General features: G+C 46.3%; 20 protein-coding genes. 12 read left to right on the top strand and 8 right to left on the bottom strand.

Going from position 1 to position 25,651, the window contains the following annotated elements:
* Nucleotide 1 precedes the first annotated feature (1 nt).
* Entirely contained in the window at nucleotides 2-4,465 is a 4,464-nt protein-coding gene (gene mukB / locus WJM94_RS18645; RefSeq protein ID WP_444495796.1) for a chromosome partition protein MukB, read from the top strand.
* Nucleotides 4,466-4,532: 67 nt separating this feature from the next.
* Here mukB and WJM94_RS18640 read toward each other — a convergent pair whose 3' ends face one another.
* A complete protein-coding gene (locus WJM94_RS18640) occupies nucleotides 4,533-5,576 on the bottom strand; it encodes an AraC family transcriptional regulator (RefSeq protein WP_444495696.1) in 1,044 nt (347 codons plus the stop codon).
* Between the two features lie 166 nt (nucleotides 5,577-5,742).
* Between WJM94_RS18640 and WJM94_RS18635 the strand changes: the two genes are divergently transcribed.
* Both WJM94_RS18635 and WJM94_RS18630 read left to right on the top strand, forming a co-directional pair.
* The gene (locus tag WJM94_RS18635) at nucleotides 5,743-7,233 is read left to right on the top strand and encodes a coniferyl aldehyde dehydrogenase (RefSeq protein WP_444495695.1); all 1,491 of its coding nucleotides are present in this window, start codon (nucleotides 5,743-5,745) and stop codon (nucleotides 7,231-7,233) included.
* A gap of 257 nt (nucleotides 7,234-7,490) precedes the next feature.
* Nucleotides 7,491-9,137 (top strand): GMC family oxidoreductase, encoded by a 1,647-nt coding sequence (locus tag WJM94_RS18630; protein WP_444495694.1) that lies wholly within the window; start codon nucleotides 7,491-7,493, stop codon nucleotides 9,135-9,137.
* A gap of 98 nt (nucleotides 9,138-9,235) precedes the next feature.
* On the opposite strand, the gene WJM94_RS18625 is transcribed toward WJM94_RS18630, so the two are convergent.
* The 7 genes from WJM94_RS18625 to WJM94_RS18595 all read right to left on the bottom strand — a co-directional run bounded on the left by WJM94_RS18625 (nucleotide 9,236) and on the right by WJM94_RS18595 (nucleotide 15,848).
* Nucleotides 9,236-9,388: a hypothetical protein gene (locus WJM94_RS18625; protein ID WP_444495693.1), complete on the bottom strand. Its 153-nt coding sequence runs from the start codon at nucleotides 9,386-9,388 to the stop codon at nucleotides 9,236-9,238.
* Between the two features lie 211 nt (nucleotides 9,389-9,599).
* Nucleotides 9,600-10,568: an alpha-L-glutamate ligase-like protein gene (locus tag WJM94_RS18620; protein ID WP_444495692.1), complete on the bottom strand. Its 969-nt coding sequence runs from the start codon at nucleotides 10,566-10,568 to the stop codon at nucleotides 9,600-9,602.
* 3 nt (nucleotides 10,569-10,571) lie between these two features.
* Nucleotides 10,572-12,077 (bottom strand): inactive transglutaminase family protein, encoded by a 1,506-nt coding sequence (locus WJM94_RS18615; protein ID WP_444495691.1) that lies wholly within the window; start codon nucleotides 12,075-12,077, stop codon nucleotides 10,572-10,574.
* Nucleotides 12,078-12,094: 17 nt separating this feature from the next.
* The gene (locus WJM94_RS18610) at nucleotides 12,095-12,835 is read right to left on the bottom strand and encodes an ATP-dependent zinc protease family protein (RefSeq protein WP_444495690.1); all 741 of its coding nucleotides are present in this window, start codon (nucleotides 12,833-12,835) and stop codon (nucleotides 12,095-12,097) included.
* Nucleotides 12,836-13,060: 225 nt separating this feature from the next.
* On the bottom strand, nucleotides 13,061-14,032 hold the full coding sequence (gene cmoB / locus WJM94_RS18605; RefSeq protein ID WP_444495689.1) for a tRNA 5-methoxyuridine(34)/uridine 5-oxyacetic acid(34) synthase CmoB: 972 nt from the start codon (nucleotides 14,030-14,032) through the stop codon (nucleotides 13,061-13,063).
* 93 nt (nucleotides 14,033-14,125) lie between these two features.
* Nucleotides 14,126-14,863 carry a carboxy-S-adenosyl-L-methionine synthase CmoA gene (cmoA, locus tag WJM94_RS18600; RefSeq protein ID WP_444495688.1) on the bottom strand — a complete coding sequence of 246 codons (738 nt, stop codon included), beginning with the start codon at nucleotides 14,861-14,863 and terminating at the stop codon, nucleotides 14,126-14,128.
* Between the two features lie 103 nt (nucleotides 14,864-14,966).
* The gene (locus WJM94_RS18595) at nucleotides 14,967-15,848 is read right to left on the bottom strand and encodes a DUF72 domain-containing protein (RefSeq protein WP_444495687.1); all 882 of its coding nucleotides are present in this window, start codon (nucleotides 15,846-15,848) and stop codon (nucleotides 14,967-14,969) included.
* Between the two features lie 271 nt (nucleotides 15,849-16,119).
* Here WJM94_RS18595 and aspS point away from each other — a divergent pair, with 271 nt between their 5' ends.
* The 9 genes from aspS to WJM94_RS18550 all read left to right on the top strand — a co-directional run bounded on the left by aspS (nucleotide 16,120) and on the right by WJM94_RS18550 (nucleotide 25,640).
* Nucleotides 16,120-17,898 (top strand): aspartate--tRNA ligase, encoded by a 1,779-nt coding sequence (aspS, locus tag WJM94_RS18590; protein ID WP_444495686.1) that lies wholly within the window; start codon nucleotides 16,120-16,122, stop codon nucleotides 17,896-17,898.
* Nucleotides 17,899-17,996: 98 nt separating this feature from the next.
* A complete protein-coding gene (ruvC, locus tag WJM94_RS18585; RefSeq protein ID WP_444495685.1) occupies nucleotides 17,997-18,518 on the top strand; it encodes a crossover junction endodeoxyribonuclease RuvC in 522 nt (173 codons plus the stop codon).
* A 67-nt stretch (nucleotides 18,519-18,585) separates the two neighbouring features.
* Nucleotides 18,586-19,200: a Holliday junction branch migration protein RuvA gene (gene ruvA, locus WJM94_RS18580; RefSeq protein WP_444495684.1), complete on the top strand. Its 615-nt coding sequence runs from the start codon at nucleotides 18,586-18,588 to the stop codon at nucleotides 19,198-19,200.
* Between the two features lie 38 nt (nucleotides 19,201-19,238).
* The gene (gene ruvB / locus WJM94_RS18575; RefSeq protein ID WP_444495683.1) at nucleotides 19,239-20,243 is read left to right on the top strand and encodes a Holliday junction branch migration DNA helicase RuvB; all 1,005 of its coding nucleotides are present in this window, start codon (nucleotides 19,239-19,241) and stop codon (nucleotides 20,241-20,243) included.
* A gap of 701 nt (nucleotides 20,244-20,944) precedes the next feature.
* Complete coding sequence (gene cydA / locus WJM94_RS18570) at nucleotides 20,945-22,531, top strand: cytochrome ubiquinol oxidase subunit I (RefSeq protein ID WP_444495682.1); 1,587 nt, start codon at nucleotides 20,945-20,947, stop codon at nucleotides 22,529-22,531.
* 17 nt (nucleotides 22,532-22,548) lie between these two features.
* Nucleotides 22,549-23,685, top strand: coding sequence for a cytochrome d ubiquinol oxidase subunit II (gene cydB, locus WJM94_RS18565; RefSeq protein WP_444495681.1), 1,137 nt, complete (start codon nucleotides 22,549-22,551; stop codon nucleotides 23,683-23,685).
* Nucleotides 23,686-23,697: 12 nt separating this feature from the next.
* Nucleotides 23,698-23,805 (top strand): cytochrome bd-I oxidase subunit CydX, encoded by a 108-nt coding sequence (cydX, locus tag WJM94_RS18560; protein ID WP_000270285.1) that lies wholly within the window; start codon nucleotides 23,698-23,700, stop codon nucleotides 23,803-23,805.
* The gene (gene ybgE / locus WJM94_RS18555) at nucleotides 23,798-24,100 is read left to right on the top strand and encodes a cyd operon protein YbgE (RefSeq protein ID WP_444495680.1); all 303 of its coding nucleotides are present in this window, start codon (nucleotides 23,798-23,800) and stop codon (nucleotides 24,098-24,100) included. The genes cydX and ybgE overlap by 8 nt, the downstream gene beginning before the upstream one ends.
* Before the next feature lie 166 nt (nucleotides 24,101-24,266).
* Nucleotides 24,267-25,640, top strand: a complete 1,374-nt coding sequence (locus tag WJM94_RS18550) for an IS4 family transposase (protein ID WP_444495679.1) — start codon at nucleotides 24,267-24,269, stop codon at nucleotides 25,638-25,640.
* Nucleotides 25,641-25,651 lie beyond the last annotated feature (11 nt).

Genomic DNA, 25,651 nt, shown 5'->3' with positions numbered 1-25,651 from the left:
CATGATTGAACGCGGTAAATATCAATCGCTGACCATGGTCAACTGGAACGGCTTCTTTGCCCGTACGTTTGATATCGATGGTCTGGTTACCACGCTTTCTGGTGGTAACGGTGCAGGTAAATCAACCACAATGGCGGCATTTATCACCGCTCTGATTCCTGACCAAACACTACTTCATTTCCGTAACACCACAGAAGCGGGCAGTAGCCAATCGTCTCGCGACAAAGGTCTTTACGGTAAGTTGCAACCGGGCGCGTGTTACGCTGCGCTGGATGTGGTGAACTCTCGTAACCAACGTCTGCTGTTTGTGGTAAAACTGCAGCAGGTTGCTGGCCGTGATAAAAAAGTCGATATCAAACCGTTCGTTATCCAAGGTCTTCCAAGTCATGTAAAACCAACGGATGTGCTTGTTGAAAGCGTCTCTGCGACACAAGCCCGCGTGCGTCAGATCAACGAAGTTAAAGACGTTATCTCTGAATTGGAAGGCGTACAATTTAAAGCCTTCCCATCGATCGTCGATTATCACGCACAAATGTTTGAGTTCGGTATGATTCCGAAGAAACTGCGTAATTCAGGTGACCGTTCTAAATTCTACCGTTTGATTGAAGCATCACTTTACGGTGGTATCTCAAGTGCGATTACCCGCTCTCTACGTGACTACCTTCTGCCACAAAACGGTGGCGTGAAGAAAGCCTTCCAGGATATGGAATCCGCACTGCGCGAAAACCGTATGACGCTGGAAGCCATCAAAACCACGCAGGCAGACCGTGATTTGTTCAAACACTTGATCACCGAGTCAACCAACTACGTGGCAGCCGACTACATGCGTCACGCGAACGATCGCCGTAACAAGCTAGAGCAAACGCTGTCGCTGCGTTCTGAGCTATTTGGCTCTCGCGAGACCTTGATTGAGCAAAACAATCTGCTCAACAGAGTACAAGAAGAGCTTGAGCTGCTGATTGAATCTGAATCAGCGTTAGAGCAAGACTACCAAGCGGCTTCGGATCACTTGCAACTGGTGCAAAACGCACTGCGCCAACAAGAGAAGATTGAACGTTACCAAGAAGATCTTGAAGAACTCAGCGAGCGTCTTGAAGAACAAATGATGGTCGTTGAAGAAGCGCAAGAACGCGTGATGACGGCCGAAGAACAGGCGACGGTTTCTGAAGAAGAGGTCGACAGCCTTAAGACGCAGCTTGCCGATTACCAGCAGGCGCTGGATGTTCAGCAAACTCGAGCCCTTCAGTACCAGCAAGCGGTTCAGGCACTTGATAAAGCGAAACAGTTACTCGGTGATGACACTCTGACAGCAGAATCCGCGCAAGCGCTGGTGTCTGAACTGAAGAACAAAGAGTCTGAAAGTACCAACGCACTGTTGTCTGTTAAGCATAAGCTGGACATGTCGTCTGCGGCGGCTGAGCAATTTGAAACGGCATTGAAGCTGGTTCAAAGCATCGTCGGACAGGTTGAGCGTAAAGACGCTTCTGAACAGGCGAAAACGGCGATGACTAAAGCGCGCGAGTCACAGCAAATTGCTCAGAATGAGCAGCAGTGGCGAGCACAGCATCGTGATCTTGAGCGCAGCCTAAACCAACAGCGTCAGGCTCGCGAACAGGTAAACGAATACCAAAAGCAGTTCCATGTTGAGCTAACGGACGAAATCACTTTCGAGCAGGAACGTGAACGTCACGCGATGCAGATTGAATCGCTGGAAATGACGCAGGAAGAAGTGCGTGAACAACGCAGCGAACAGCGTCGTTTAGAGCAAGATGCAGCAGCGGAAATTAACAAACTTGAAGCGATTGCCCCAAGCTGGATTGCGGCAAACGATGCGTTAGAAAAACTGCGTGAGCAAAGCGGCGCAGAATTAGAAGATCGCCATGCTGTGATGAGCCACATGCAAGTGGTTCTTGAGCAAGAGAAAGAACTGTCTCTGGCTAAAGACAAACTGGCAGAACGTCGCACCCAACTGGAAAGCGAAATTGAACGTCTGGCATCGCCGGGTGGTTCAAATGATCCACGTCTGAAAGGCCTTGCGGACACGCTGGGCGGTGTATTGCTATCAGAAATCTACGACGATATCACCATCGATGACGCGCCATACTTCAGTGCGATGTACGGGCCGGCTCGACATGCGATCGTGGTTTCTGATCTGACTGGCATCGAAGAAAAGTTGGTTGAGCTGGATGACTGTCCTGAAGATTTGTACATCATTGAAGGTGACATTGATGCCTTTGATGACAGCTCATTCAATGCGGAAGAACTGGAAGGCGCAGTATGCGTTCGCATGAATGATCGTCAAATGCGTTACTCGCGCTTGCCAGAAATTCCATTGTTTGGCCGTGCGGCGAGAGAACAACGTTTAGAACTGCTACGCAATGAGCGTGAAGAAGTGGTTGAGAAGCACGCGAAAGCGGCATTTGACTCACAAAAAATGCAGCGTCTGTACCAGGCGTTTAACCAGTTTGTAGCTCACCACATTCAAGTGGCGTTTGAAGCAGATCCAGAACAGGCGCTGGCAAACGTGCGTGAAAAACGCAACCAAACTGCGCGTGTACTGGCTGATTTGGAAGCGAAAGAACAGCAACATCGTTCACAGCTGCAAGCCAGCAAGCAAGCTTTATCGTCACTCGACAAGCTTGCTCCAAACATGGCATTGATTGAAGATGATACACTGCAAGCGCGTTTTGATGAGTTGGAAGAGAAAATCGCCCAACTGTCAGAAGCGAAAGCGTTTCTGACCAATCATGCGAAAGCTGTGGCGGAACTTGAAAAGATTGCTTCAGCACTGGATGCGGATCCAGAGCAGTTCGACGCACTAGAAGCCGAGTACAAAGCAGCAGATGAGCAACTGCAAGAGCTTAAGAAGCAAATTTTTGCTTTGGCTGACCTGGTGGAACGTCGACACTACTTTACGTACTCAGATTCGGTGGATCTGCTGAACCAGAGCAGTGAATTAAGTGAGCAGCTTAAATCTAAGTTGGTTCAGGCGGAGCAAATGCGTTCTCGCTCTCGTGAAGAACTGAAACAAGCGCAAGGTCAGATGAACCAATACAACCAGGTATTGGCGTCTCTGAAAAGTTCACACCAAGCGAAACTGGAAACGGTTCAGGAGTTCAAACAAGAGCTGCAAGAGTTCGGTGTTAACGCGGATGAAGGTGCAGAAGAACGCGCAATGCGTCGCCGTGATGAACTGCACGAACGTCTGCACACGTCTCGCAGCCGTAAGAGCGAATACGAACGTACGATCACTGCTACTGACCTGGAGATGAAAGGCTTAGCGAAACGTCTGAAGAAAGTTCAGAAAGACTACGTAGAGCTTCGTACCTTTGTGGTCGCTGCAAAAGCAGGCTGGTGCTCAGTACTTCGTCTTGCACGTGAAAACGATGTTGAGCGTCGTCTTCATAAGCGTGAGCTGGCGTACATGTCTGCAGATGAACTGCGTTCGATGTCGGATAAATCATTGGGTGCGCTGCGTTTAGCGGTTGCGAACAATGATGATCTGCGTGACGCACTGCGCCTGTCGGAAGATAACTCTCGTCCTGAGCGTAAGGTTCTGTTCTACATTGCTGTTTACCAGCACCTGCGTGAGCGTATTCGTCAGGACATTATCCGTACTGATGACCCGGTGGAAGCGATCGAAGAGATGGAAGTGGAGCTGGCGCGTCTGACAGAAGAGCTGACTCAACGCGAAAACCGTCTGGCAATCAGTTCTGAGTCGGCTGCAAGCATCATCAAGAAAACGATTCAACGTGAACAAAACCGTATTCGTATGCTGAACCAAGGTTTGTCGAACATTTCGTTTGGTCAGGTTAAAGGTGTGCGTCTGAATGTGAAAATCCGTGAAAGCCATGAAGTGCTACTGCACGGTTTGTCTGCTCAGCAGGAACAACACAAAGACTTGTTTGAGTCTACACGCTTTACCTTCTCAGAAGCGATGGCGAAGCTGTTCCAGCGTGTGAACCCACATATCGACATGGGCCAACGTTCTCCTCAGGTTCTGGGTGAAGAGCTACTGGATTACCGTAACTACTTAGAACTGAGCGTAGAAGTAAATCGTGGTTCTGATGGTTGGTTGCAAGCGGAATCCGGCGCGCTATCAACAGGTGAGGCGATCGGTACTGGTCAGTCAATCCTACTGATGGTCGTTCAAAGCTGGGAAGAAGAGTCGCGTCGTCTGCGTAGTAAAGACATTATTCCATGTCGTCTGTTGTTCCTTGATGAAGCGGCACGTTTGGATGCGAAATCTATCTCGACGCTATTCGAATTGTGTGACCGTCTGGACATGCAACTTCTGATTGCCGCACCAGAGAACATCAGCCCAGAGAAAGGTACAACCTACAAACTGGTACGTAAGGTGTTTAAAGATCACGAACACGTACATGTTGTAGGCCTGCGTGGTTTTGGCCAAAGCAAGAAAGCAAAGAGCGAAGCTCAGGAAATGGTTGAAGAGCTGGAATCCTAATTTCTAAAACAGACAAACGCCCACTAACTTTAGTGGGCGTTTTTTTAGTGTTGGATTTACCTTCAGTTTAAATCATAGAGCTTTCTGTCGATTTTGTTTGGCGGTATTGCCTTGGTGAACAGCCACTCCACTTGCGAAATGCGTGACGAAAGTTTGCACTGTCCGAAAAGCCAACCCGTTCGGAAATTTCCTCAATACTAATCTGGGTTGAAGCAAGATAATGGCGCGCTAAGCGAAAACGTACCTGATCGAGAATCTGCTGATAGCTGGTACCTTCTGACTTGAGGTGACGGCTTAACGTTCTCGAGGACATTCCCAGCTCTGCCGATAAAGATTCAATAGACGGGTAGCACCCCAGACGTTCGACAAGTATCTGAGTTATCTTGTCTTTTAAGCTGACGCTGCCACTGACTTTCGCCAGCATCTCATCACAAGATTTCAGGCACAGTTGTAACGTAATAGGATTCGCTGCCGGTAGTGGCTCGTATATGCTTTTTGCGTCAAATTGCCACTCAAGACGCTCACTATTGAATTCAATCTCACAGTGAAACACCTCTTTATACAAGTCACCGTATTCCGGCTCGGGATAAGGGAAACGAATGACCGTCGAAGGGAAGGGATGCTGCATCACTTCTTCACACAAGTTCTGAATGACAGAAAACCAGTATTCACAGCAAAAAGGCAACAGAGACTGAAGGTCAATTAACTGCTCAGCACGGAAATATCCCAAGTTATCCTCAACCCACATTTTCTTTTTCAGAACAGGGCCTGCGAGACGCAGATACTTAAATCCCATCACTAAGGCATCAAGTAAGGTGTTGCTACTTAAAACCGCATAGCCAAGTACGCCGAAATCACTGAATTTTGCCTGTTGCCCTACCTTAAGCCCTAATCCAGGCTCTTTTGCGTGGGCAAGCGCGTTATTAAAAATGACCAGCTTTTGAGTGAGGGTGATATGGGTATCCGGTGCGTAGAGCTGAGAGGCATTGATGCCACTACTATCGAGTAATGCCTCAACACTTACATTAGGCTCTAAATATCGTTTAAGCAGTTGTAAATCTAAAATGCCAAAAGCCTGTTTGTCTGGCTCGTACACTGCGGTGTATTCCATCGTGTTCCCCTCTCACATTCTGCATCATCCTAACGCTTATTAGAGCGATGTTCTGTCACTACCTTCTCAAAGTTGTCCGAATATCACCGGTTTTTGTCAGTTTGTAACCTGTGTTTAATGTTATCAATATGTTGTAATTTAATAAATTGTACATTGGGAGACAGATATGAGTGTATTGGAATCGCACGCAGATGAAATCGTGTGCAACCAAAACATAGAGGCGGAATCCGTTCCGGCAACGAGTGAACTTGCTACTTGGTTTGCTGAGCTGCAATCAGCCTATCAGGCGGAACCATTAGCAACGCTGGAAGTTCGAAAGCAACGTTTGCTGGCACTTAAAAAACAGCTTTCTCGCTATCAGGATCGGTTAGCGGAAGCGATGAGTGCGGACTTCGGTGGTCGCAGCCATACTGAGTCGCTAATGGCAGACGTACTCGCCCCGATTCTCGATATCAATCACGTCTTGCGCCATTTAAAGGGTTGGATGAAACCGAGCAAAAGACCAACCGAGTGGTTATTCAAAGGCAACAAACTGGAAGTAAGGTACCAACCGAAAGGGGTGGTTGGCATCATCTGTCCCTGGAATTTCCCAGTCTACCTTTCCATTGGCCCTCTGATCACATCTTTGGCCGCAGGGAATCGCTGCATGATAAAAATGCCACCTAATTGTCCCGCTACGACAATTCAACTGCGCCAAATGTTAGCGGAGATCTACTCGGAGAATCTGGTTCGTGTGGTTGATGGTTGTCACCCTGAAGCGATGGAAATATCCCATCTCCCATTTGATCATCTGATCTTTACTGGTTCGCCCAAAAGTGGCAGAACCATCATGGCGAATGCTGCGGCAAACTTAACCCCCGTGACGCTTGAGCTTGGTGGTAAATCTCCGGCTATTGTGTTTGAAGACTACGACATTAATAAAGCTGCGGAGAGTATCGCACATGGTAAGGGGATGAACTCAGGCCAGATATGCATCGCACCGGATTACGCCTTTGTGCCAGAAAGTAAGCAGCAGGCTTTTGTGGATGCATTGCAGAAAGCCCATCAAGCTATGTATAAGAAAATCGTTTTGAACAAGGATTACACTGCTTTGGTGGATGAGGCGCAGCACAAGCGTTTTCATGCTTTGCTTGATGACGCACGTAATAAGGGCGCTGTCATTACTCAATGTCTGGATGCGGGGGAAGGGCGTAAAACACCGCTCTATATTGCCACCAAACTGACACCTGATATGCGAATTTGCCGAGAAGAGATTTTTGGTCCTTTGTTGCCAGTTCATACCTACTGCTCAGTGGATGAGGTGATCGGATATATCAATGACAGGCCTCGTCCGCTCGCTTGCTACCTGTATAGCAACAACGACGTTCAACGTGAGACCGTGCTTACGCAAACTCATAGCGGCGGAGTCACAATCAATGACTGGGGGTGGCATGTTCTGAATCACTCTGCGCCTTTTGGCGGTGTGGGGAATTCAGGAATAGGCAACTACCACGGTGAAGAAGGTTTCAGAGAATTGAGCCACGCTCGCACTGTCCTGAAAGTACGTAACTGGTTCCCAACTCGGCTTTTCGCCCCTCCTTACGGAAGTTTGGTGCAAAAACTGATCTTACGATTTTTTGTCGGTAAGCCAGATCCTCAATTAAAAAATCAAAACTAATTACGCAACGCATCTTTGTTGCCAGGGAAGACGTCTGCTCATTACATCTGGAGCTGAGGCCTTCTTCCCTTTGATTGTCGCCACGGCGCATGTTGTCGCGTCGTACTAATGCTTACCATATTGATTCAAAGGATGAAAAATGACGAAGTCAGCGAAAGGAACACGCATTCACACGTCATATGTTTTTTCGAATGGCGCTACGGGCGGGTGCAAGTGGAATGAGATAAAGAATAGAGCGTTATCTTGGGGAGACGTTGATGGAAAGCTATGATTATATTGTCGTGGGTGGTGGCTCTGCAGGTTGTGTTCTAGCCTCCCGTTTATCAGAAGATCCGAATGTTTCCGTTTGTTTGCTCGAAGCTGGTGGTAAGGACAATAGTGCCTTCATTCATACACCTATCGGCACCGTTGCAATGATGCCGACCAAATTACATAACTGGGGATTCGAAACGGTACCCCAGCCCGGATTAAATGGTCGAAAAGGCTATCAGCCAAGAGGTAAGACGTTAGGCGGGTCGAGTTCTATAAACGCCATGATGTACTCAAGAGGGCACCGCTTTGACTATGATTTATGGGCAAGTCTTGGCAATACCGGATGGAGCTATGACGAATGCTTGCCTTACTTCAAAAAAGCGGAAAATAACGAGGTTCACTACAATGAATATCACGGTCAGGGTGGGCCTTTGAATGTTGCGGACTTGCGCTCTCCGAGTAAGCTTCTCGAACGATATCTATCAGCTTGTGAATCTATCGGCGTGCCGCGTAGTGATGATATCAATGGCGCACAGCAGTTGGGAGCGACTTACACTCAAGTGACTCAACGTGACGGGGAGAGATACAGTGCTGCGAAAGCCTATCTGACACCACATTTGAGCCGGGCAAACCTGACCGTGTTGACTAAAGCCACCACGCACAAAATTTTGTTTGAAGGGAAACGTGCCATTGGGGTCGAATACGGTTTTAAAGGAAAGCGTTTCCAGATCAGATGTAATCGGGAAGTGATTCTCTCCGCGGGAGCCTTTGGTTCACCTCAAATCTTGCTTTTGTCCGGAGTCGGAGCGAAACAAGACTTGGATAAGCATGGGATTAAGCAAGTGCATGAGTTGCCAGGTGTTGGTGAAAATTTGCAAGACCATATTGATTTGGTACACAGCTATAAATGCATGGATAAGAGAGAGACCTTTGGTGTGTCGTTACAGATGGTTGCCGAAATCGGTAAAGCACTGCCCCAGTGGATGAAGGATCGTAGCGGTAAAATAAGCAGTAACTTCGCCGAGGGCATCGGCTTTCTATGCTCTGATGATAATGTCGATGTACCTGACCTTGAATTTGTCTTTGTGGTTGCTGCTGTTGATGACCACGCCCGCAAGCTTCACGTCAGTCATGGTTATAGCTCTCATGTCACGTTACTAAGACCAAAGAGTGTTGGTACAGTAAAACTCAACAGTGCTGATCCGTACGATTGTCCGCGTATTGACCCCGCATTCTTTAGTCATCCAGACGATATGGGAGTCATGATCAAAGCGTGGAAGAAACAACATCAAATGATGGAAAGTCAGGCATTCGATGATATTCGCGGTGAAAACTTCTATCCGGTCGATGCGAGCGATGATAAGGCAATAGAGCAGGACATTCGTAACCGCGCCGATACCCAATACCATCCTGTAGGCACATGTAAAATGGGGACTGCAGATGATCCGTTTGCTGTGGTGGACAGCGATTTGGCTGTCCACGGCTTAGAAGGGCTCAGAGTGGTTGACGCGTCGATAATGCCGATGTTGATAGGCGGGAATACCAATGCACCAACCATTATGATTGCGGAAAAAATCGCTGACCGCATTAAATCGGAGTACGCACTTTATGTTTATGCTGAACCGGAATCTGTAGCCTCTTCAGTTGTGTAATCAACGTATCTCCCGTATCGCGAATTCTTCCCCCAAGAAAAAGCCGAGACTGTAGGACGACAGCCTCGGCTTTTGCGCGCTAAGATGAAGCTAAAGTGCTATTCCTCTGAAACGTCTTTTGTAACTTCGATCATTTCAGCTAGCTCTTCAAGTGCTTGGATAGAGATCTCAGACAGACGCTGTAAATGCTGATCTAGGGTCTCGTTATCTACAAGCGATGGTTCTTTATTTTTTATTTCTTTTGTTAACATTTCTCAACCTCATAAGTTGAGTAAGGGGAGCCCTAATGATACTCAAAAGATTGAGTATAAATAAAACCATTGGTGCTTAATTGTTAGGCAGATCATCGAATTCGACAAGATTAGGGCAGGTTTACTTAGCAAATGTGGGATTGTCCCCAAATATGAAAACTAAGCTAGCAATCACGGGAATGAATGCTAGCTAGAGGTTATTTGGGCATATTTAGAACAGAGGTTTAACGCCGAATTTCTCTGCTGCGTAAGCAACTCGTTCATGTGGTTTAGGGTATTCTGCCGGAGTGCCAAGACTCTCGATATGTTTTAAGCGAGGAAGCAGACCCGCGCCATTGGCAATTTGGATTGCCAGACCCGGACGAGCATTGAGCTCCAATACCATTGGGCCTTCATCTTTATCCAGCACCATGTCTGTACCCATATAGCCTAACCCAGTCATTTCCCATGCACTGGAAGCCAGTTCCAGCAGGCGTTGCCAATGGGGAACCTGTAGCGTTGAAAGGTCTTTTCCTGTATCTGGATGATGAGTGACAGGCTGGTCGAATTGCACAGCGCGAATCGCTTTACCCGTGGCAATATCAATGCCTACTCCCACCGCACCTTGGTGAAGGTTCGCTTTACCATCAGAAGCGGCCGTTGAACAACGCATCATCGCCATAACAGGGTAGCCTTTGAACACGATGATACGGACATCTGGCACACCTTCGTAGCTAAAGCCATCGAAGCAATCATCAAACTTAATAAGGTTCTCAACAACAGCCACATCGTTTTTCCCACCCAAAGAAAACAGGCCGGCAAGTGCGTTACTGATATGACGTTCGACTTCTTCTTTGCCTATGGTTGCGCCCGAAGGTTTGGTGTATACCCCATTTTTGTGAGAGGTGATAACCAAGATACCCTTGCCACCACTGCCTTGAGCTGGCTTTATCACAAAGCCAGGCCAGTCAATGACCATATCGTGGATAGTTTTAACTTCAGCTTGGTTATGAATAACACCGATTAGGGCAGGAACGGTTGCCCCTGCAGCTTGTGCGATGATTTTTGTTTTCAGCTTGTCATCAACCAACGGGTATTTAGAACGATCATTGTAACGACCAATATAGCTGTGGTTACGTTTGTTCATTCCCATAATGCCTTTATGGCGAAGTTTTGCTGGCGTAGTATAACGTTCGAACATCGTTTAATCCTCCGCTAGCGGTTTGAAACGACGAAGCTCTGTCAAGCGGTAGCCAGTGTAAGTACCGAGTAGGAGAATCCCTGCCAGTACGATTAACTGCAGACCGATAAAATTAAACGTCAGGTGCTGGATGTACGAGTTGGTCATTGCCAGATAAACCAACACTGCTGTTAGTAGCGAGCCGCCACCTTGAAGCGCCACTTCTTTTGCACCTTCTTCTTCCCATAGAATCGACATACGTTCGATGGTCCATGACAAGATGATCATCGGGAAGAAGGTGATTGTCAGGCCTTCCGTCAGACCGATCTTGAATGCAACAACGGTAAATACCGAGATAATCATAATTACAGTGATAATTACCGCGGATATCCTCGCAATCAGTAGTAAGTTAAGTCGCGATAGATAGCTTCTGATAATCAATCCGGTACCGACAATAAGCAAGAAGCCGATAATACCCGTGACGAGTTGTGTTTGTACGAAAGCTACCGCAATCAGGACTGGCATGAAGGTACCTGACGTTTTAAGACCGATGATCACACGCAGGAACACAACAATCAGTGCACCAATTGGGATCAGCATGATGGTCTTAAACATAGCTTGCTCTTCAAGTGGCAAACTATGAATAGAAATATTCATCAGACCATCCGCTTCTATTTTATTGTTGGTTGCTTGCTGAGGCGTCATCTCTTGTTTGATCATCGAGAAATGAACCTGGCTATTTTTACCACCGACCAAATCTAGCAGCGATACGTTAGATTCATCCCATACCAGAAGGTTAGGCTGCACCGCTTGTCGTTCAGAATTCGGTGAGAACAGAACCCAATCTTTACCCGACCAAACTTGTACCATGGGCTGAATCGCTTGACGTCGACGTCCGTCTTCAAGTTCGATAACACCTACGATTTTGCTTTGTACATTAGCTGTCAGGAGAATGTTGTGTAATGCATCGGTGCGATCAAAGTCGTTCAATAACAGCGCAGAGTTTTGGCTGTCTGGATCGTTTAATGCCTTGATCAGTTCTCGTGCAAAGGTCTCGTTATCCGCTGAACGACTCATTGCGTGCTCGATCAATGCGTTTGCCGCAGCTTGTTGTGGAGCAGACAGTGTCGGAGGCGTGATTTCATCAGTTGGTGGGGTAGGCGTTACCTGTGCGTGAGGGTCCACCAGGAATTGTGCTTTGTAGTAGATGGTTTGCGGTCCGCGAGCTTGGCGGATTGACCACTCTGCGCGACGTCCAGAGTCTGTATTGATGTAAGAGACGCCGTAACCTGAAGAAGAAGCGGATTCGCCGATAAGAGTGTAGCCGCTTTGAGTATGGGGAGCTGCCAGTGAAGCTTTGACTTCATTACCGTTCGCACTAAATTCAATACGAGCTTCTACATCCCATACCTGACGTGTCTCACCTGGTGTCCATGACACGCCATAATTTTGGTGTCGAAAAACACTCAAAGCAATGCCCGCAACCACTAACAAGATGACTGAAAGGTAAAACGGTATTTTTGACGTCATAATCTACCTTATTATTTTTAATTTTCTTCTGTTTGGATATATGTACGGCTAACATCAACTAACGCGATGTCGCGCATAAATTCTCTACCTAGTAAAATAGGATGGTTCATGTGGGAACGATCTGCCAACGTAAATTGCGCTTTTTCATGGATTTTCCCAACTTTGACCCAAAGCTCAACGACTGCACGACGATCAAGTTCTTCATTCGCTGTTTGACGAATTTTCACGTAACGTAGTACCGGAGCTTCAATCCATATATTTTTCTCTTCTTCGGACTTGGTGTTGTCCGCAAGGTGGAAGCGAACCCAGTCCTTACCGTTTCGCTCAAACTCTTTGATGTCGATGGCATTTAAAGAAGAGGTGGCTGCGCCAGTATCGACACGGGCATCAAAGCTTTGTTTGATGGAATCGATAGTGACTTTCTCAATTGAGCCCAGAACGATGTCATGAGTGGGTGTAGGTTCAACAGGAGGTGGCGCCTGAACAATAATAGGCTCTTTTGGTTTTTGCACTTCGGCCATCACTTCATCACGAAAAATGAGCAGTTCACCCTTTAGTTTATCGACCTGGCCTTCAAGGTTATCAATATGGTTTGATTGATTATTAAGCTGCTGTTCCAGAGTGGCGATTCGATTATTGACATTCGCTTCTGATGAGTGGATAGCAGCTAACGTTTCTTGGTGGTACTGTTCGCCTTTGGTAAGTGTACATCCAGATAACAAGACGATAGCCACAACCGGAGTCAATCGTAATAACATTGAAGACCTTGGAATGGATTAAGTTGTTTGATTTTTTAAGAGTTTAGCTTAGATCGACAAACCCTCACAAGTAAGAATCTTTCTCTATCTCTTATAGAGTGAGGAATAGTGACGAAAAGCTTAGAATCAAGGATGCGAAGCACACGCACCCTTGATGAGAACAGAAGAAAGGGTAATGTCTTAAGAGAGGCAGTAAGTTAAGACAATGTCAGAAATCTCAGTTAATTAAGGTTTGCGAGCAACGAGTACGGCACGGCGTGGTGCTGGATAACCTTCAACGGTTTTACTTGGGTCGTTCGGGTCTAAATAGTCAGGCAATGAATTGTGCGTCATCCAATCTGTTGAGCGCTGCTCACCGACTGAAGTGACGTTCTCATCAACGATACGGACATCTTCAAATCCAACCAATTCCAGCCACACTTTTAGTGCCTTCGCTGATGGGAAGAAATACACGTTACGCATCTGAGCATAGCGAGATGTCGGCACCAGTACGGCATTTTCATCGCCTTCGATCACCAAAGTTTCTAACAAAAGCTCACCACCCGAAACCAACTGGTCTTTCAGTTGAATCAGGTGATCCAGCGGAGAACGACGGTGATACAGTACTCCCATGCTGAATACCGTATCGAACGCTTCTAGTTTTGGAAGCTGTTCAATACCCAATGGCAATAGGTGCGCACGTTGGTCGCCACCCATCAGTTTACGAATGGCTTCAAACTGAATCAGGAACAGGTGAGAAGGATCTATACCGACACAAAGACGCGCCCCTTCACCTAACATACGCCACATGTGGTAGCCATTACCGCAGCCAACATCTAGCACACTGCGGTTTTTTAATGGTGAAATATGCGGAAGTACGCGATCCCACTTCCAGTCACTTCGCCACTCGGTATCAATGTGAATACCGTGAACCGTATATGGACCTTTTCGCCAAGGATGGAAAGTGCGCAGCAAGTTCTCTAACTTTTTCAGCTCACCTTCATGGAATGGAGTGTCATTGCTGATGGTGACAGAGTTCTTAATATCTACCTGATTCGGAGACCCTTCCGGAATTTTATTCAGTGCTTTCAACCAGCGACCAAAGTCACCGTGCTCTGCATTTTGCCAGTCCGTTAGCTGTTGTGGTAACACGTTGAGCCACGGTTGTAGACGGGTGTCTTGGGCAATTAATTGATAGAAATTTGCAAAGTTAAACATAATTAGTTAATCACTGAATAGTTAGTTAATCGCTGAGTTGATGGTGTAAAAGTAAAATTTATCTGAGCTCGAATGGCTGCTGAATCGCAAACCTTATTTGATTGCGAACATAGAGCCAAAGTTGAAGCACTGGAACCAGACGTCGTAGCTCGAGAAACCAATTTTTGCGAAGCGCTCTTTATGGTCTTTCTTGGAATCTGGGCGCATCACATTTTCAATGGCACTGCGTTTCTGACTGATTTCAAGCTCGCTGTAGCCATTCGCTCTTTTGAAGTCGTGGTGGAGGTCAATCAGTAGCTCGTTAGACACTTCATCTTCAAACACGAATTTTTCTGAAAGAATCAGGATGCCACCCGGACGCAGGCCTGCGTAGATCTTCTCTAATAACGCGTAACGATCTTCAGGAGAAAGGAACTGCAAGGTGAAGTTCAGTACGACAACGGATGCGTTGTTAATTTCGATATCACGAATGTCCGCTTCAACAACATCCACAGGCGTATCGCTGCGATAAGCATTTACATGCAACTTACAGCGTTCAACCATCGCTGGTGAGTTATCGACAGCAATAATTTTGCAGCCTTCATACTTGATATGGCGGCGCATCGACAGCGTAGCCGCACCCAAAGAACAGCCGAGGTCATAAATATTGGTATGAGGCTTAACAAAGCGTTCGGCCAGCATGCCAATCGCAGAAATGATATTGCTGTAACCCGGCACTGAACGCTGAATCATGTCAGGAAAAACTTCCGCTACGCGTTCATCAAACGTGAAATCCCCAATTTTATCGATTGGAGCCGAAAAAATAGTATCTGGATTGCTCTTAGGGTTCATAACCAAATCTCTGCATACAAGCTGACTCAAAACGTCAGGCATCAAAAAAGGCGCGTATTTTATGAGAAATTAGCGCTTCTGTCATGCATTGCTTTATATTGCATCAGAACATCTGCAACTGGGCGTTGCCATCATTGGCAGGGAAGGAAGCCAAACCCGGGAGTGGAACACGCTTTTGCAAGTTCTTGTACAGGTTTGCTGCCAGTTCCGGCGCAATAATATTGTCAGCAGTATGGATCATCACATAAGGCTGTTTACCTTCTGCAATCCATTGTGGCAGTTTACTCAGCCAAGGCGTAAAAAAGTCATAGTTTTGCTGCTCTTCTGGATGCCCAATAAAACGGACCATAGGATGAGAGGCGGTGGCAATGGCGTGTACCGGGACTTTCGGCTTTTTCATTTGCGCATCGATGATCGCTTCATTATCCGGTTTGGCGGCGCTCGTCTTAGCTGAGAACAGGGGTCGGCTGTCCATAATGATCCGGTCGATACTATTTTCAATTAACCACTGGTTTAGCGCTCGCTCTTCTTCTCCTTTTGAGAAAAAAGCCATATGGCGTACTTCCACACCAAGTGGGAAATTTGGCGGAAAGCTGGCACAAAACTTCTTCAAACGTTCAAGGTATTCTGGGCCAAAAGCGGCAGGTAACTGAATGGTCCATAGGCCTACTCGTTCATGAAGAGGCTCCATGACCTTCATAAAATCACGCAGTTGCTCGTCACAGCCTCTTAGCATTTGCTCATGAGTGATGGCTTTAGGTAGCTTAAAGGTAAACTTAAAATTATCGTGTGTCGCTGCTTTCCAGTTTTGCACCGTATTGAGCGAAGGCGTCGCATAAAAAGTGGTGTTGCCTTCTACGGTATGGAACACCTGAGCGTACTTCTCTAAACGCTCTGCTGGCTTTGTGCCACTACCATAAAAGCTTTGTTGCCACGGGTTATGTGACCACATCGTTAATCCAAGTCGAAGGGGTAACTTATCCATTATTCTTCTTTACATTTATTCCTGCGTTCACTTTACGAGAGTTTTGCTGAAATAGGTAATTTCAAGTTATAATCAGCGCCAATTTTTCGCTTTGGTGCGCTTTTGCACAGTTGTTGTACTAAAAAGCACCAAGGAATGATAAAACACACTTAATTGTACGTTGAGTAGTCGATTTTAATAGACTTTCAGCGTATAACGGAATCTTTACTCTGCTTAGCAATGAAGCTGACAGAGCGTAGTCAATAATTTTTGAGAGATTGGGAATTTCATTATGCGTACCCATTACTGTGGTCACCTGAACAAGTCCCTTGCAGGACAAACTGTAGAACTTTGCGGCTGGGTTAACCGTCGCCGTGATTTAGGCGGTCTTATTTTTATCGATATGCGAGATCGTGAAGGCATCGTTCAGGTAGTTGTAGATCCAGATATGGCAGATGCGTATGAAGTGGCTAACACACTTCGTAATGAATTCTGTATCAAGCTAACTGGTGAAGTTCGCGCTCGTCCAGAAAGCCAAATCAACAAAGACATGGCGACTGGTGAAGTTGAGATCCTTGCAAAAGGTCTTGAGATCATCAACCGTTCTGACGTTCTGCCTCTAGACTTCAACCAAAAGAACACGGAAGAGCAACGTCTGAAGTACCGTTACCTTGACCTACGTCGTCCAGAAATGAGCGACCGCATCAAGCTACGTGCTAAAGCGTCTAGCTTCGTTCGTCGCTTCTTAGACAATAACGGCTTCCTGGACATCGAAACGCCAGTACTAACGAAAGCGACGCCAGAAGGTGCACGTGACTACCTGGTACCAAGCCGTGTACACAAAGGCAGCTTCTACGCACTACCTCAGTCTCCGCAGCTATTCAAACAGCTGCTGATGATGTCTGGTTTTGACCGTTACTACCAAATCGTTAAGTGTTTCCGTGACGAAGACTTACGTGCTGACCGTCAGCCTGAATTCACTCAGATCGATATCGAAACGTCATTCATGACGGCTGATCAAGTACGTGAAGTAACTGAGAACATGGTTCGCGATATGTGGCAAGAGCTACTAAGCGTAGACCTAGGCCAGTTCCCAGTAATGCCATTTAGCGAAGCAATCCGTCGTTTCGGTTCAGACAAGCCAGACCTACGTAACCCACTAGAGCTAGTCGATGTTGCTGACCTGGTAAAAGACGTAGACTTTAAAGTTTTCTCTGGTCCGGCAAACGATGAGAAAGGCCGTGTTGCAGTTATCCGTGTACCAGGTGGCGCATCTCTGACTCGTAAGCAAATCGATGCGTACGCTGAGTTCGTAGGTATCTACGGTGCGAAAGGTCTGGCTTGGATGAAGGTTAACGACCGTGCTGCAGGCGTGGAAGGTATCCAGTCTCCTGTTGCTAAGTTCCTGAACGAAGACGTGATCAACGGCATCCTTGACCGTACACAAGCTGAATCTGGCGATATCATCCTATTTGGTGCTGATAAAGCGGGTATTGTTGCAGAAGCACTAGGCGCACTGCGTCTGAAGCTAGGTAAAGACCTAGAGCTAACGGACGAATCTGCATGGGCTCCTCTGTGGGTTGTTGACTTCCCAATGTTCGAAGAAGATGACGAAGGCAACCTGCACGCAATGCATCACCCATTCACGGCACCTCTTGGTGTGAATGCTGAAGAGCTAAAAGTGAACCCAGCAGCAGCTAACTCTAACGCTTACGATATGGTTCTAAACGGCTACGAAGTAGGTGGCGGTTCTGTTCGTATCCACAACGCAGATATGCAAGCAGCAGTATTCGATATCCTAGGTATCGATGCAGACGAGCAACGACTAAAATTCGGCTTCCTATTGGACGCTTTGAAATTCGGTACGCCTCCACACGCTGGTCTTGCGTTCGGTCTTGACCGTCTGGTTATGCTGCTATGTGGTACAGAGAATATCCGTGATGTTATCGCGTTCCCTAAAACAACAGCAGCAGCGTGTCTACTGACTGATGCACCAAGCCTTGCAAACCCAGCTGCTCTAGAAGAGCTGGCGATTGCAGTGACTGCGGCGAAACAAAAAGACGCTGAATAAGCGCACAACAATTGAAGAAAACTCCCGCACATGCGGGAGTTTTTGTTTTAATGAAATATATTCTAATAAGTTTAATGAGCTGTTGATTAGGAAACTTAATGTCAATTATTTTGGGCATTGACCCAGGCTCTCGTATTACTGGTTACGGTGTCATTCGCCAACAAGGTCGCCATTTACAATATCTTGGTAGTGGCTGTATCCGAACTTCAGAAAAAGAGCTGCCGGGGCGACTCAGACAAATTTATGCAGGTGTCACTGAAATCATTACTCAGTTTCAGCCAGACGTATTCGCAATAGAACAAGTTTTTATGGCGAAGAATGCCGATTCCGCGCTGAAACTCGGTCAGGCACGCGGCAGTGCTATCGTGGCTGCTGTGAACGCGGACTTACCGGTTTATGAATACGCTGCACGTCTTATTAAGCAGGCGGTCGTTGGGACTGGCGGTGCAGATAAAACTCAGGTTCAGCATATGGTTCAACATATGTTAAAGCTGCCAGCAAAACCGCAAGCCGATGCGGCAGATGCATTGGGTGTGGCAATTTGTCATGCCAATACCAACAAAACTCTAGTCGCTTTGGCCGGAAAGGCGACCAGCGCACGAAAAGGGCGCTACCGCTAAAATTAACTGGATGTCTATCCAGTTCTTTATTATCCTGTCGCAAATTCATTTCCAAAGAGTATTTATCGTGATTGGACGTCTTCGCGGCATCTTGCTTGAAAAGCAACCACCTGAAGTTTTAATAGAAGTTAATGGCATTGGCTATGAAGTTCAGATGCCAATGAGCTGTTTTTACGAGCTGCCAAACCTCGGCGAAGAAGCCATCATTTATACTCATTTTGTTGTCCGCGAAGATGCTCAACTGCTTTATGGTTTTAACACCGTAAAAGAGCGTGCGCTGTTCCGTGAAGTGATCAAAGCGAACGGTGTCGGCCCTAAATTGGGTTTGGGCATTCTCTCTGGCATGACAGCAAGTCAGTTTGTCACTTGTGTAGAGCGCGAAGATGTTTCTACTCTCGTTAAGTTACCGGGCGTTGGTAAAAAAACTGCGGAACGCTTGGTTGTGGAAATGAAAGACCGTTTGAAAGGGTGGGGTGCTGGCGACCTATTTACTCCATTTACAGATGCAGCGCCGGTAGATTCAGGTTCTGCTGCTTCTAGTAACGCAGAAGAAGAAGCAATCAGTGCGCTACTTGCTCTGGGTTACAAGCCTACGCAAGCCTCCAAAGTGGTTTCTCAAATTGCTAAACCGGATATGAGCAGTGAGCAACTGATCCGTGAAGCTCTAAAATCAATGGTATAACGCTTAACCCAAGGTAACTATTTTCTCAAGGTAACAACATGATTGAAGCCGATCGCCTAATCGCTCCAGAAAATCCGGCGTTTCGTGACGAAGAGGTCATTGACCGAGCAATTCGTCCTAAAAAGCTGGAAGATTACCAAGGTCAGGATCACGTGCGTGATCAGATGGAAATCTTCATTAAAGCTGCGCAGTTACGTAATGAAGCGCTAGATCACCTCCTTATCTTTGGACCGCCAGGCTTGGGTAAAACCACGCTCGCCAACATCGTTGCTAACGAAATGGAAGTGAATATTCGCACCACCTCTGGCCCGGTGCTGGAAAAAGCGGGTGACTTAGCGGCGCTACTGACAAATCTGGAAGAAAACGACGTTCTCTTTATCGATGAGATTCACCGTTTAAGCCCAATGGTGGAAGAAGTGCTTTATCCAGCGATGGAAGATTACCAACTGGATATCATGATTGGTGAAGGCCCTGCCGCTCGTTCAATTAAAATCGATTTGCCGCCGTTTACATTGATTGGTGCGACAACACGTGCAGGTTCCTTGACGTCACCGTTGCGTGACCGTTTTGGTATTACGCAGCGTCTTGAGTTTTATAAAGTGAAAGACTTGCAGGACATCGTCCAGCGTAGTGCGAATTGTTTAGGCCTCTCTATGGAGCCTGAAGGTGCGTTAGAAATTGCACGTCGTGCTCGTGGTACTCCGCGTATAGCAAACCGTTTACTGCGTCGTGTGCGTGATTACGCTGAAGTGAAAGGCAATGGCCATATCTGTGCTGAAGTCGCAGATAAGGCTCTTAACATGCTTGATGTTGATGCACAGGGCTTCGACTACATGGACCGTAAGCTTCTTCTGGCAATTATGGAGAAGTTTGGAGGTGGTCCGGTTGGTTTAGACAATATGGCCGCGGCGATTGGTGAAGAAAAAGACACCATTGAAGATGTGCTAGAGCCTTACCTCATTCAGCAGGGGTATTTACAGCGTACCCCGCGCGGTCGAATTGCAACAGATCGTGCTTATCTCCACTTTGGTATTGAAAAGTAGAAAGCAAAAGAAGCTTTAATGCTGCTCGCTTAACAGCGAGTAGCATCTTCAACTCATCCCCGTCATTCTGGACCGCGAGGTTCGAGCGTGATTCAGAATCTACTCACCGGGCACTTTGCTGCCATATTCGTACCTTATACCTCTCAGTACTTTTGTCGTAGATTCCTAGTCTCGCTTAGGCTCTCTGGAATGACGGCGTTGGGTAAAAAACAGATCACACTCATTCTGTAAGTATCTTTAGGCGAATAACATTAGGGCAAAAACGCGAAGCATTTTTATTGTGTGATCTAAATCTCATTTATTTAATTTCTTCAATTTCTTTTTAGTTAATAGAAATGCGCTATTTGTTGCATCAATGTTTGCCTGTGGCCCGATAAATTCGTCTGCGATTACCCAGTATTAACATTTACGTCAGCTATTGTTTGATTTGCGTCAAGGTGATGGATTTTTGTCCAGGTTCTGTGCATAAATATTGATGTGTATCAAAGCGCATTCTGGCTATAAATCTTTTGAAACAACGTGTTTTTACAAGTAATATTAGCCGCAGCTATATTAGCTGATGCTTAACAATTAACTAACCAACGAAGTACATTTTCGCAACAAAAAGTTGTGACAATTCAACATATTTCATGTGTGAATAACACATGATTATGGATTGCAATATGTAGAGAGTGTCATTCAGCCGACACATAGGAGTTATCATGATTGACGTAGTTGATCTATCGCGGTTGCAGTTTGCACTGACAGCGATGTATCACTTCCTATTCGTACCACTGACCCTTGGTATGGCCTTCTTACTGGCCATTATGGAGTCGTTGTACGTAATGACGAACAAGCAGATCTATAAGGACATGACCAAGTTCTGGGGTAAGCTGTTTGGTATTAACTTTGCACTTGGTGTGGCAACCGGCCTTACCATGGAATTCCAGTTTGGTACGAACTGGTCGTATTACTCCCACTATGTCGGTGACATCTTTGGTGCACCACTAGCGATAGAAGCACTTGTCGCGTTCTTCCTGGAGTCAACTTTTGTTGGTCTATTCTTCTTCGGGTGGGATCGTCTATCTAAACGCCAACACTTAGCAGTAACCTGGTTGGTGGCTTTGGGTTCAAACTTCTCAGCACTGTGGATTCTGATTGCCAACGGTTGGATGCAAAACCCTGTGGGTGCAGAGTTCAACTTTGAAACCATGCGAATGGAAATGGTGAGCTTCGCTGAAGTTGTATTTAACCCAGTAGCTCAGGTTAAATTCGTTCACACAGTAGCTTCTGGCTACACTTGTGGCGCAATGTTTGTTCTAGGCATCAGTTCATACTACCTATTGAAAGGTCGTGATGTTGCGTTCGCTCGTCGTTCATTTGCTATTGCTGCTTCTTTCGGTATGGCGGCAATCCTTTCTACTATCGTTCTTGGTGACGAATCAGGCTATGAGCTTGGTGAAGTTCAAAAGGTGAAACTGGCAGCAGTAGAAGCGGAATGGCACACAGAGCCTGCCCCAGCTGCATTTACTCTTTTTGGTATTCCTAACCAGGATGACATGCATACTGACTATGCGATTAAGATCCCTTACGTGATGGGTATTATTGCAACTCGCTCTATCGATAAGGAAGTAACGGGTTTACGTGATCTGCACGAACAACACTTAGAACGTATCCGTACCGGTATGTACGCGTACGAGCTTCTAGAGAAGCTTCGTGCGGGTGATAAATCTGAAGAGAATATGGCAGCGTTCGATGAAGTGAAAGGTGACCTTGGTTACGGTCTACTTCTAAAACGCTACACAGACAACGTTGTTGATGCAACAGAAGAACAGATTCAAGCTGCAGCAGATGACTCTATCCCAACGGTTTGGCCTCTATTCTTGTCATTCCGTATCATGGTTGCTTGTGGCTTCATCATGCTATTGGTCTTTGGCTTGTCTTTCATCCAAACATGTCGTCAGAAAATTACTCAAAAACGATGGTTGCTTAAAGCGGCGCTATTCAGCATTCCACTTCCTTGGATCGCTATCGAAGCAGGTTGGTTTGTAGCGGAATTTGGTCGCCAGCCATGGGCGGTGGGTGAAATCCTACCAGTACATGTAGCAGCTTCAGCTCTAAGCGCTGGCGAAATCTTAACTTCACTATTCGCAATTCTGGCGCTTTACTCTGCATTCCTGATTGCAGAAGTTTACCTGATGGTGAAATTCGCTCGTAAGGGTCCAAGTAGCCTGAAAACTGGCCGCTACCACTTTGAGCAAAACGCTGACTCTGTTGCAGACAAAGTTAGTCGCCAAGTAGAAGCGTAAGACAAGGAGATAACAAGATGTTTGATTACGAAATCTTGCGATTCATCTGGTGGGTACTGATCGGTGTTCTACTAGTTGGTTTTGCAGTGACAGATGGATTCGATATGGGTGTAGGCGCGCTTGTACCTATTATCGGTAAAAGCGACACACAACGTCGTGTAATGATTAACTCAATTGCCCCTCACTGGGATGGTAACCAAGTTTGGCTTATCACTGCTGGTGGTGCATTGTTCGCGGCATGGCCTTTAGTTTACGCAACTTCATTCTCTGGGTTCTACCTGGCGATGATTCTGACGCTTGCTGCTCTATGGCTGCGTCCACTAGGTCTGGATTACCGTTCAAAGATTGAAGATCCAAAATGGCGCAAAAATTGGGACATTTGTATCTCAATCAGTGGCTTTGTTCCGCCAATTATCTTTGGTGTAGCGTTTGGTAACCTTCTGCAAGGTGTGCCATTCCAGTTAAGCGATTTCCTTATGCCAACGTACCATGGTTCATTCTTTGGTCTGCTAAACCCATTTGCTCTGCTATGTGGTCTGGTAAGCCTGTTTATGATCCTTATGCAAGGTTCAAGCTGGCTACAGATGAAAACCACAGGTGAAGTACATACTCGTGCGCGTAACATCGCACAGTTAACTGGTCTGTTAACCGTGGTTACTTTTGTAGTTGCTGGTTTCTGGGTTCAGAACATCGAAGGCTATGTCATTGTCGGTGGCATTGACACTAATGCGGCTTCTAACCCTCTAAACAAAGAGGTGATTCGTGAAGCAGGTGCGTGGATGAAGAACTTTGAAAACTACCCACTGCTATGGGCTGCGCCAGTACTAGGTGTTGCGATGCCGCTTCTTACTGTATTGGCTTCACGCCTTGAAAAGTGTGCGACTTCATTCATCACTTCAAGTCTTGGTGTCGCAGGTATTATCTTTACTGCTGGCTTTGCGATGTTCCCATTCATCATGCCATCAGACCTAATGCCTAACCACAGCTTGACGATGTGGGATGCGACTTCATCTGAACTGACTCTGAACCTAATGACAGGTGTGGCATTTGTTATGGTTCCAATCATCCTTGGTTACACGTCTTGGACCTACTACAAGATGTTCGGTCGCTTGGATGATAAGTACATTGAAGACAACAAAAACTCACTTTACTAAGGAGCTATTACTATGTGGTATTTCGCATGGATTCTAGGTGTACTACTTGCGTGTGCATTCGGTATCATTAATGCTCTTTGGTTAGAGCACACAGAAATGATGGATAAAGACAGTGAGTGATCTCGCTGATAAGGTAGCGAAGTTACACGAACCAACCGATAAGACTCTGTTGAGAGTCTTATCTCTCATCCTCGGCTTTATGCATGTAGGATTGGTGATGTGGGATCCGGAAGCGTATCACCAAGCTATTGGTGGTTTTAACGCAGTGATCGCGCCAGCACTTATTTGGGCAGTATGCTCGAGTATGGTCTTTGGCGTTGGATTCAAACCGAGAAGCTGGTACTGGCAACTGTTGTTCAGCCCATACTTCTCTCTCGCTATCTTGCTTTACTTAACCGCTCGTTATTTCATGTAGCTTGAAATAACTTGAAATGAAGTCGGTTATTAAATCATCGAGTAAAAGCCAGGCAAGTTGCCCTGTCTTTTATACAGAAGTCCCTCACATGATGTGAGGGATTTTTTTGAACTAAATTCTTACTTCACGATCAGATCTTTAACGGACTTAGTTGAGGATTCCTGAGATGATAAAAAGCAATAATGATTGGGCTGAAGAACAATTTGGGCATGCTAAACTGGGAGACCCAAGAAGAACGGCTAGACTCGTAAAAATGGCTTCAGACTTAGCGCAACATCCAGGTAAATCGGTAGTAAAATCATCCCCCTCACCAGCAAGCATGGAAGGAGCTTATCGATTTATTCGCAACGATAATGTTTCGTCAGGCGATATTGCCGAAGCCGGTTTTAATGCAACAGCTAATCAAGTTCACCATTACCCCCTCCTTCTCGCTATAGAAGATACAACCACCTTAAGCTACAAGCATCGCTCTATTCGAGCTGATTTAGGGCATGTGAACCAAGGTAACCGTTATCGTGGTCTGCTTGCTCATAGTATTTTGTTGTTTGCTCCTGAAACTCTTGACGTTGTTGGTCTGATTGAACAACAGAGATGGACGAGAGACATCAAGACTCGCGGTATCCGTTCCCAGCACCTCAAGCGACCTTATGAAGAAAAAGAAGGTTATAAGTGGGAAAGAGCTTCTCGTAATATGGCAGCTCGTTTAGGAGATGCCATGACCAACGTGATATCGGTTTGCGATCGTGAAGCTGACATCTACGACTATCTCATTTATAAAATGGCAAACCAGCAACGTTTTGTTGTGCGGTCAATGATGAGTCGCCACATAGAAGAAGGGCCAGATAAGCTTTATCAATTTGCCTCTGAACTTAAAAGTGTTAAACAACGACAAATCCAGATAGCTCAAAGAGGTGGTCGTAAATCTCGTGAAGTCATACTGGATGTGAAATATGCGGCGGTGACATTGACGCCCCCCTCGAATAAAACAGGTGAATCTATTTCCCTGAATTATGTGGGTTGCTCTGAGGCCGGAGATGAAGACAAGAAACTGAACTGGCACATTCTGACGAATGAACCCGTAAACAGTGCGGAAGAGGCGTTAAAAATCATCTCCTACTACGAGAAGCGTTGGCTCATTGAGGAATATCACAAGGTCTGGAAAAGTGAAGGGACCGGAGTTGAAGAGCTTCGAGTACAGAGTAAAGATAACTTAGATAGATTAGCGACCATTTATGCTTTTTTAGCCGTAAGGATCTTCCAGTTGAAATTTGCCAATGAGCAAGTTGAAGATATTAGTTGTGAAAAAATCTTGTCCCCAAGAGCCTGGAAGTTACTTTGGGTGAAAAGAATAAAGACGCGACTTCCAGAGGAAATACCAACTGCAAAATGGGCTTATGAACATCTCGCACGACTTGGCGGTTGGAAAGACAGTAAAAGAAATGGAAGAGCGTCAGTTAAAACGCTCTGGGAAGGATGGCTAAAACTACAAGCCATCCTTGAAGGCTACGAACTCGCTCTGTCTCTTGAACAGGACTTGTGATCAAGAGACAG

Source organism: Vibrio sp. YIC-376 (assembly GCF_052353105.1).
In the GTDB taxonomy this organism is placed as follows: domain Bacteria; phylum Pseudomonadota; class Gammaproteobacteria; order Enterobacterales; family Vibrionaceae; genus Vibrio.
This window is presented reverse-complemented; position numbering and strand designations above follow the sequence as displayed.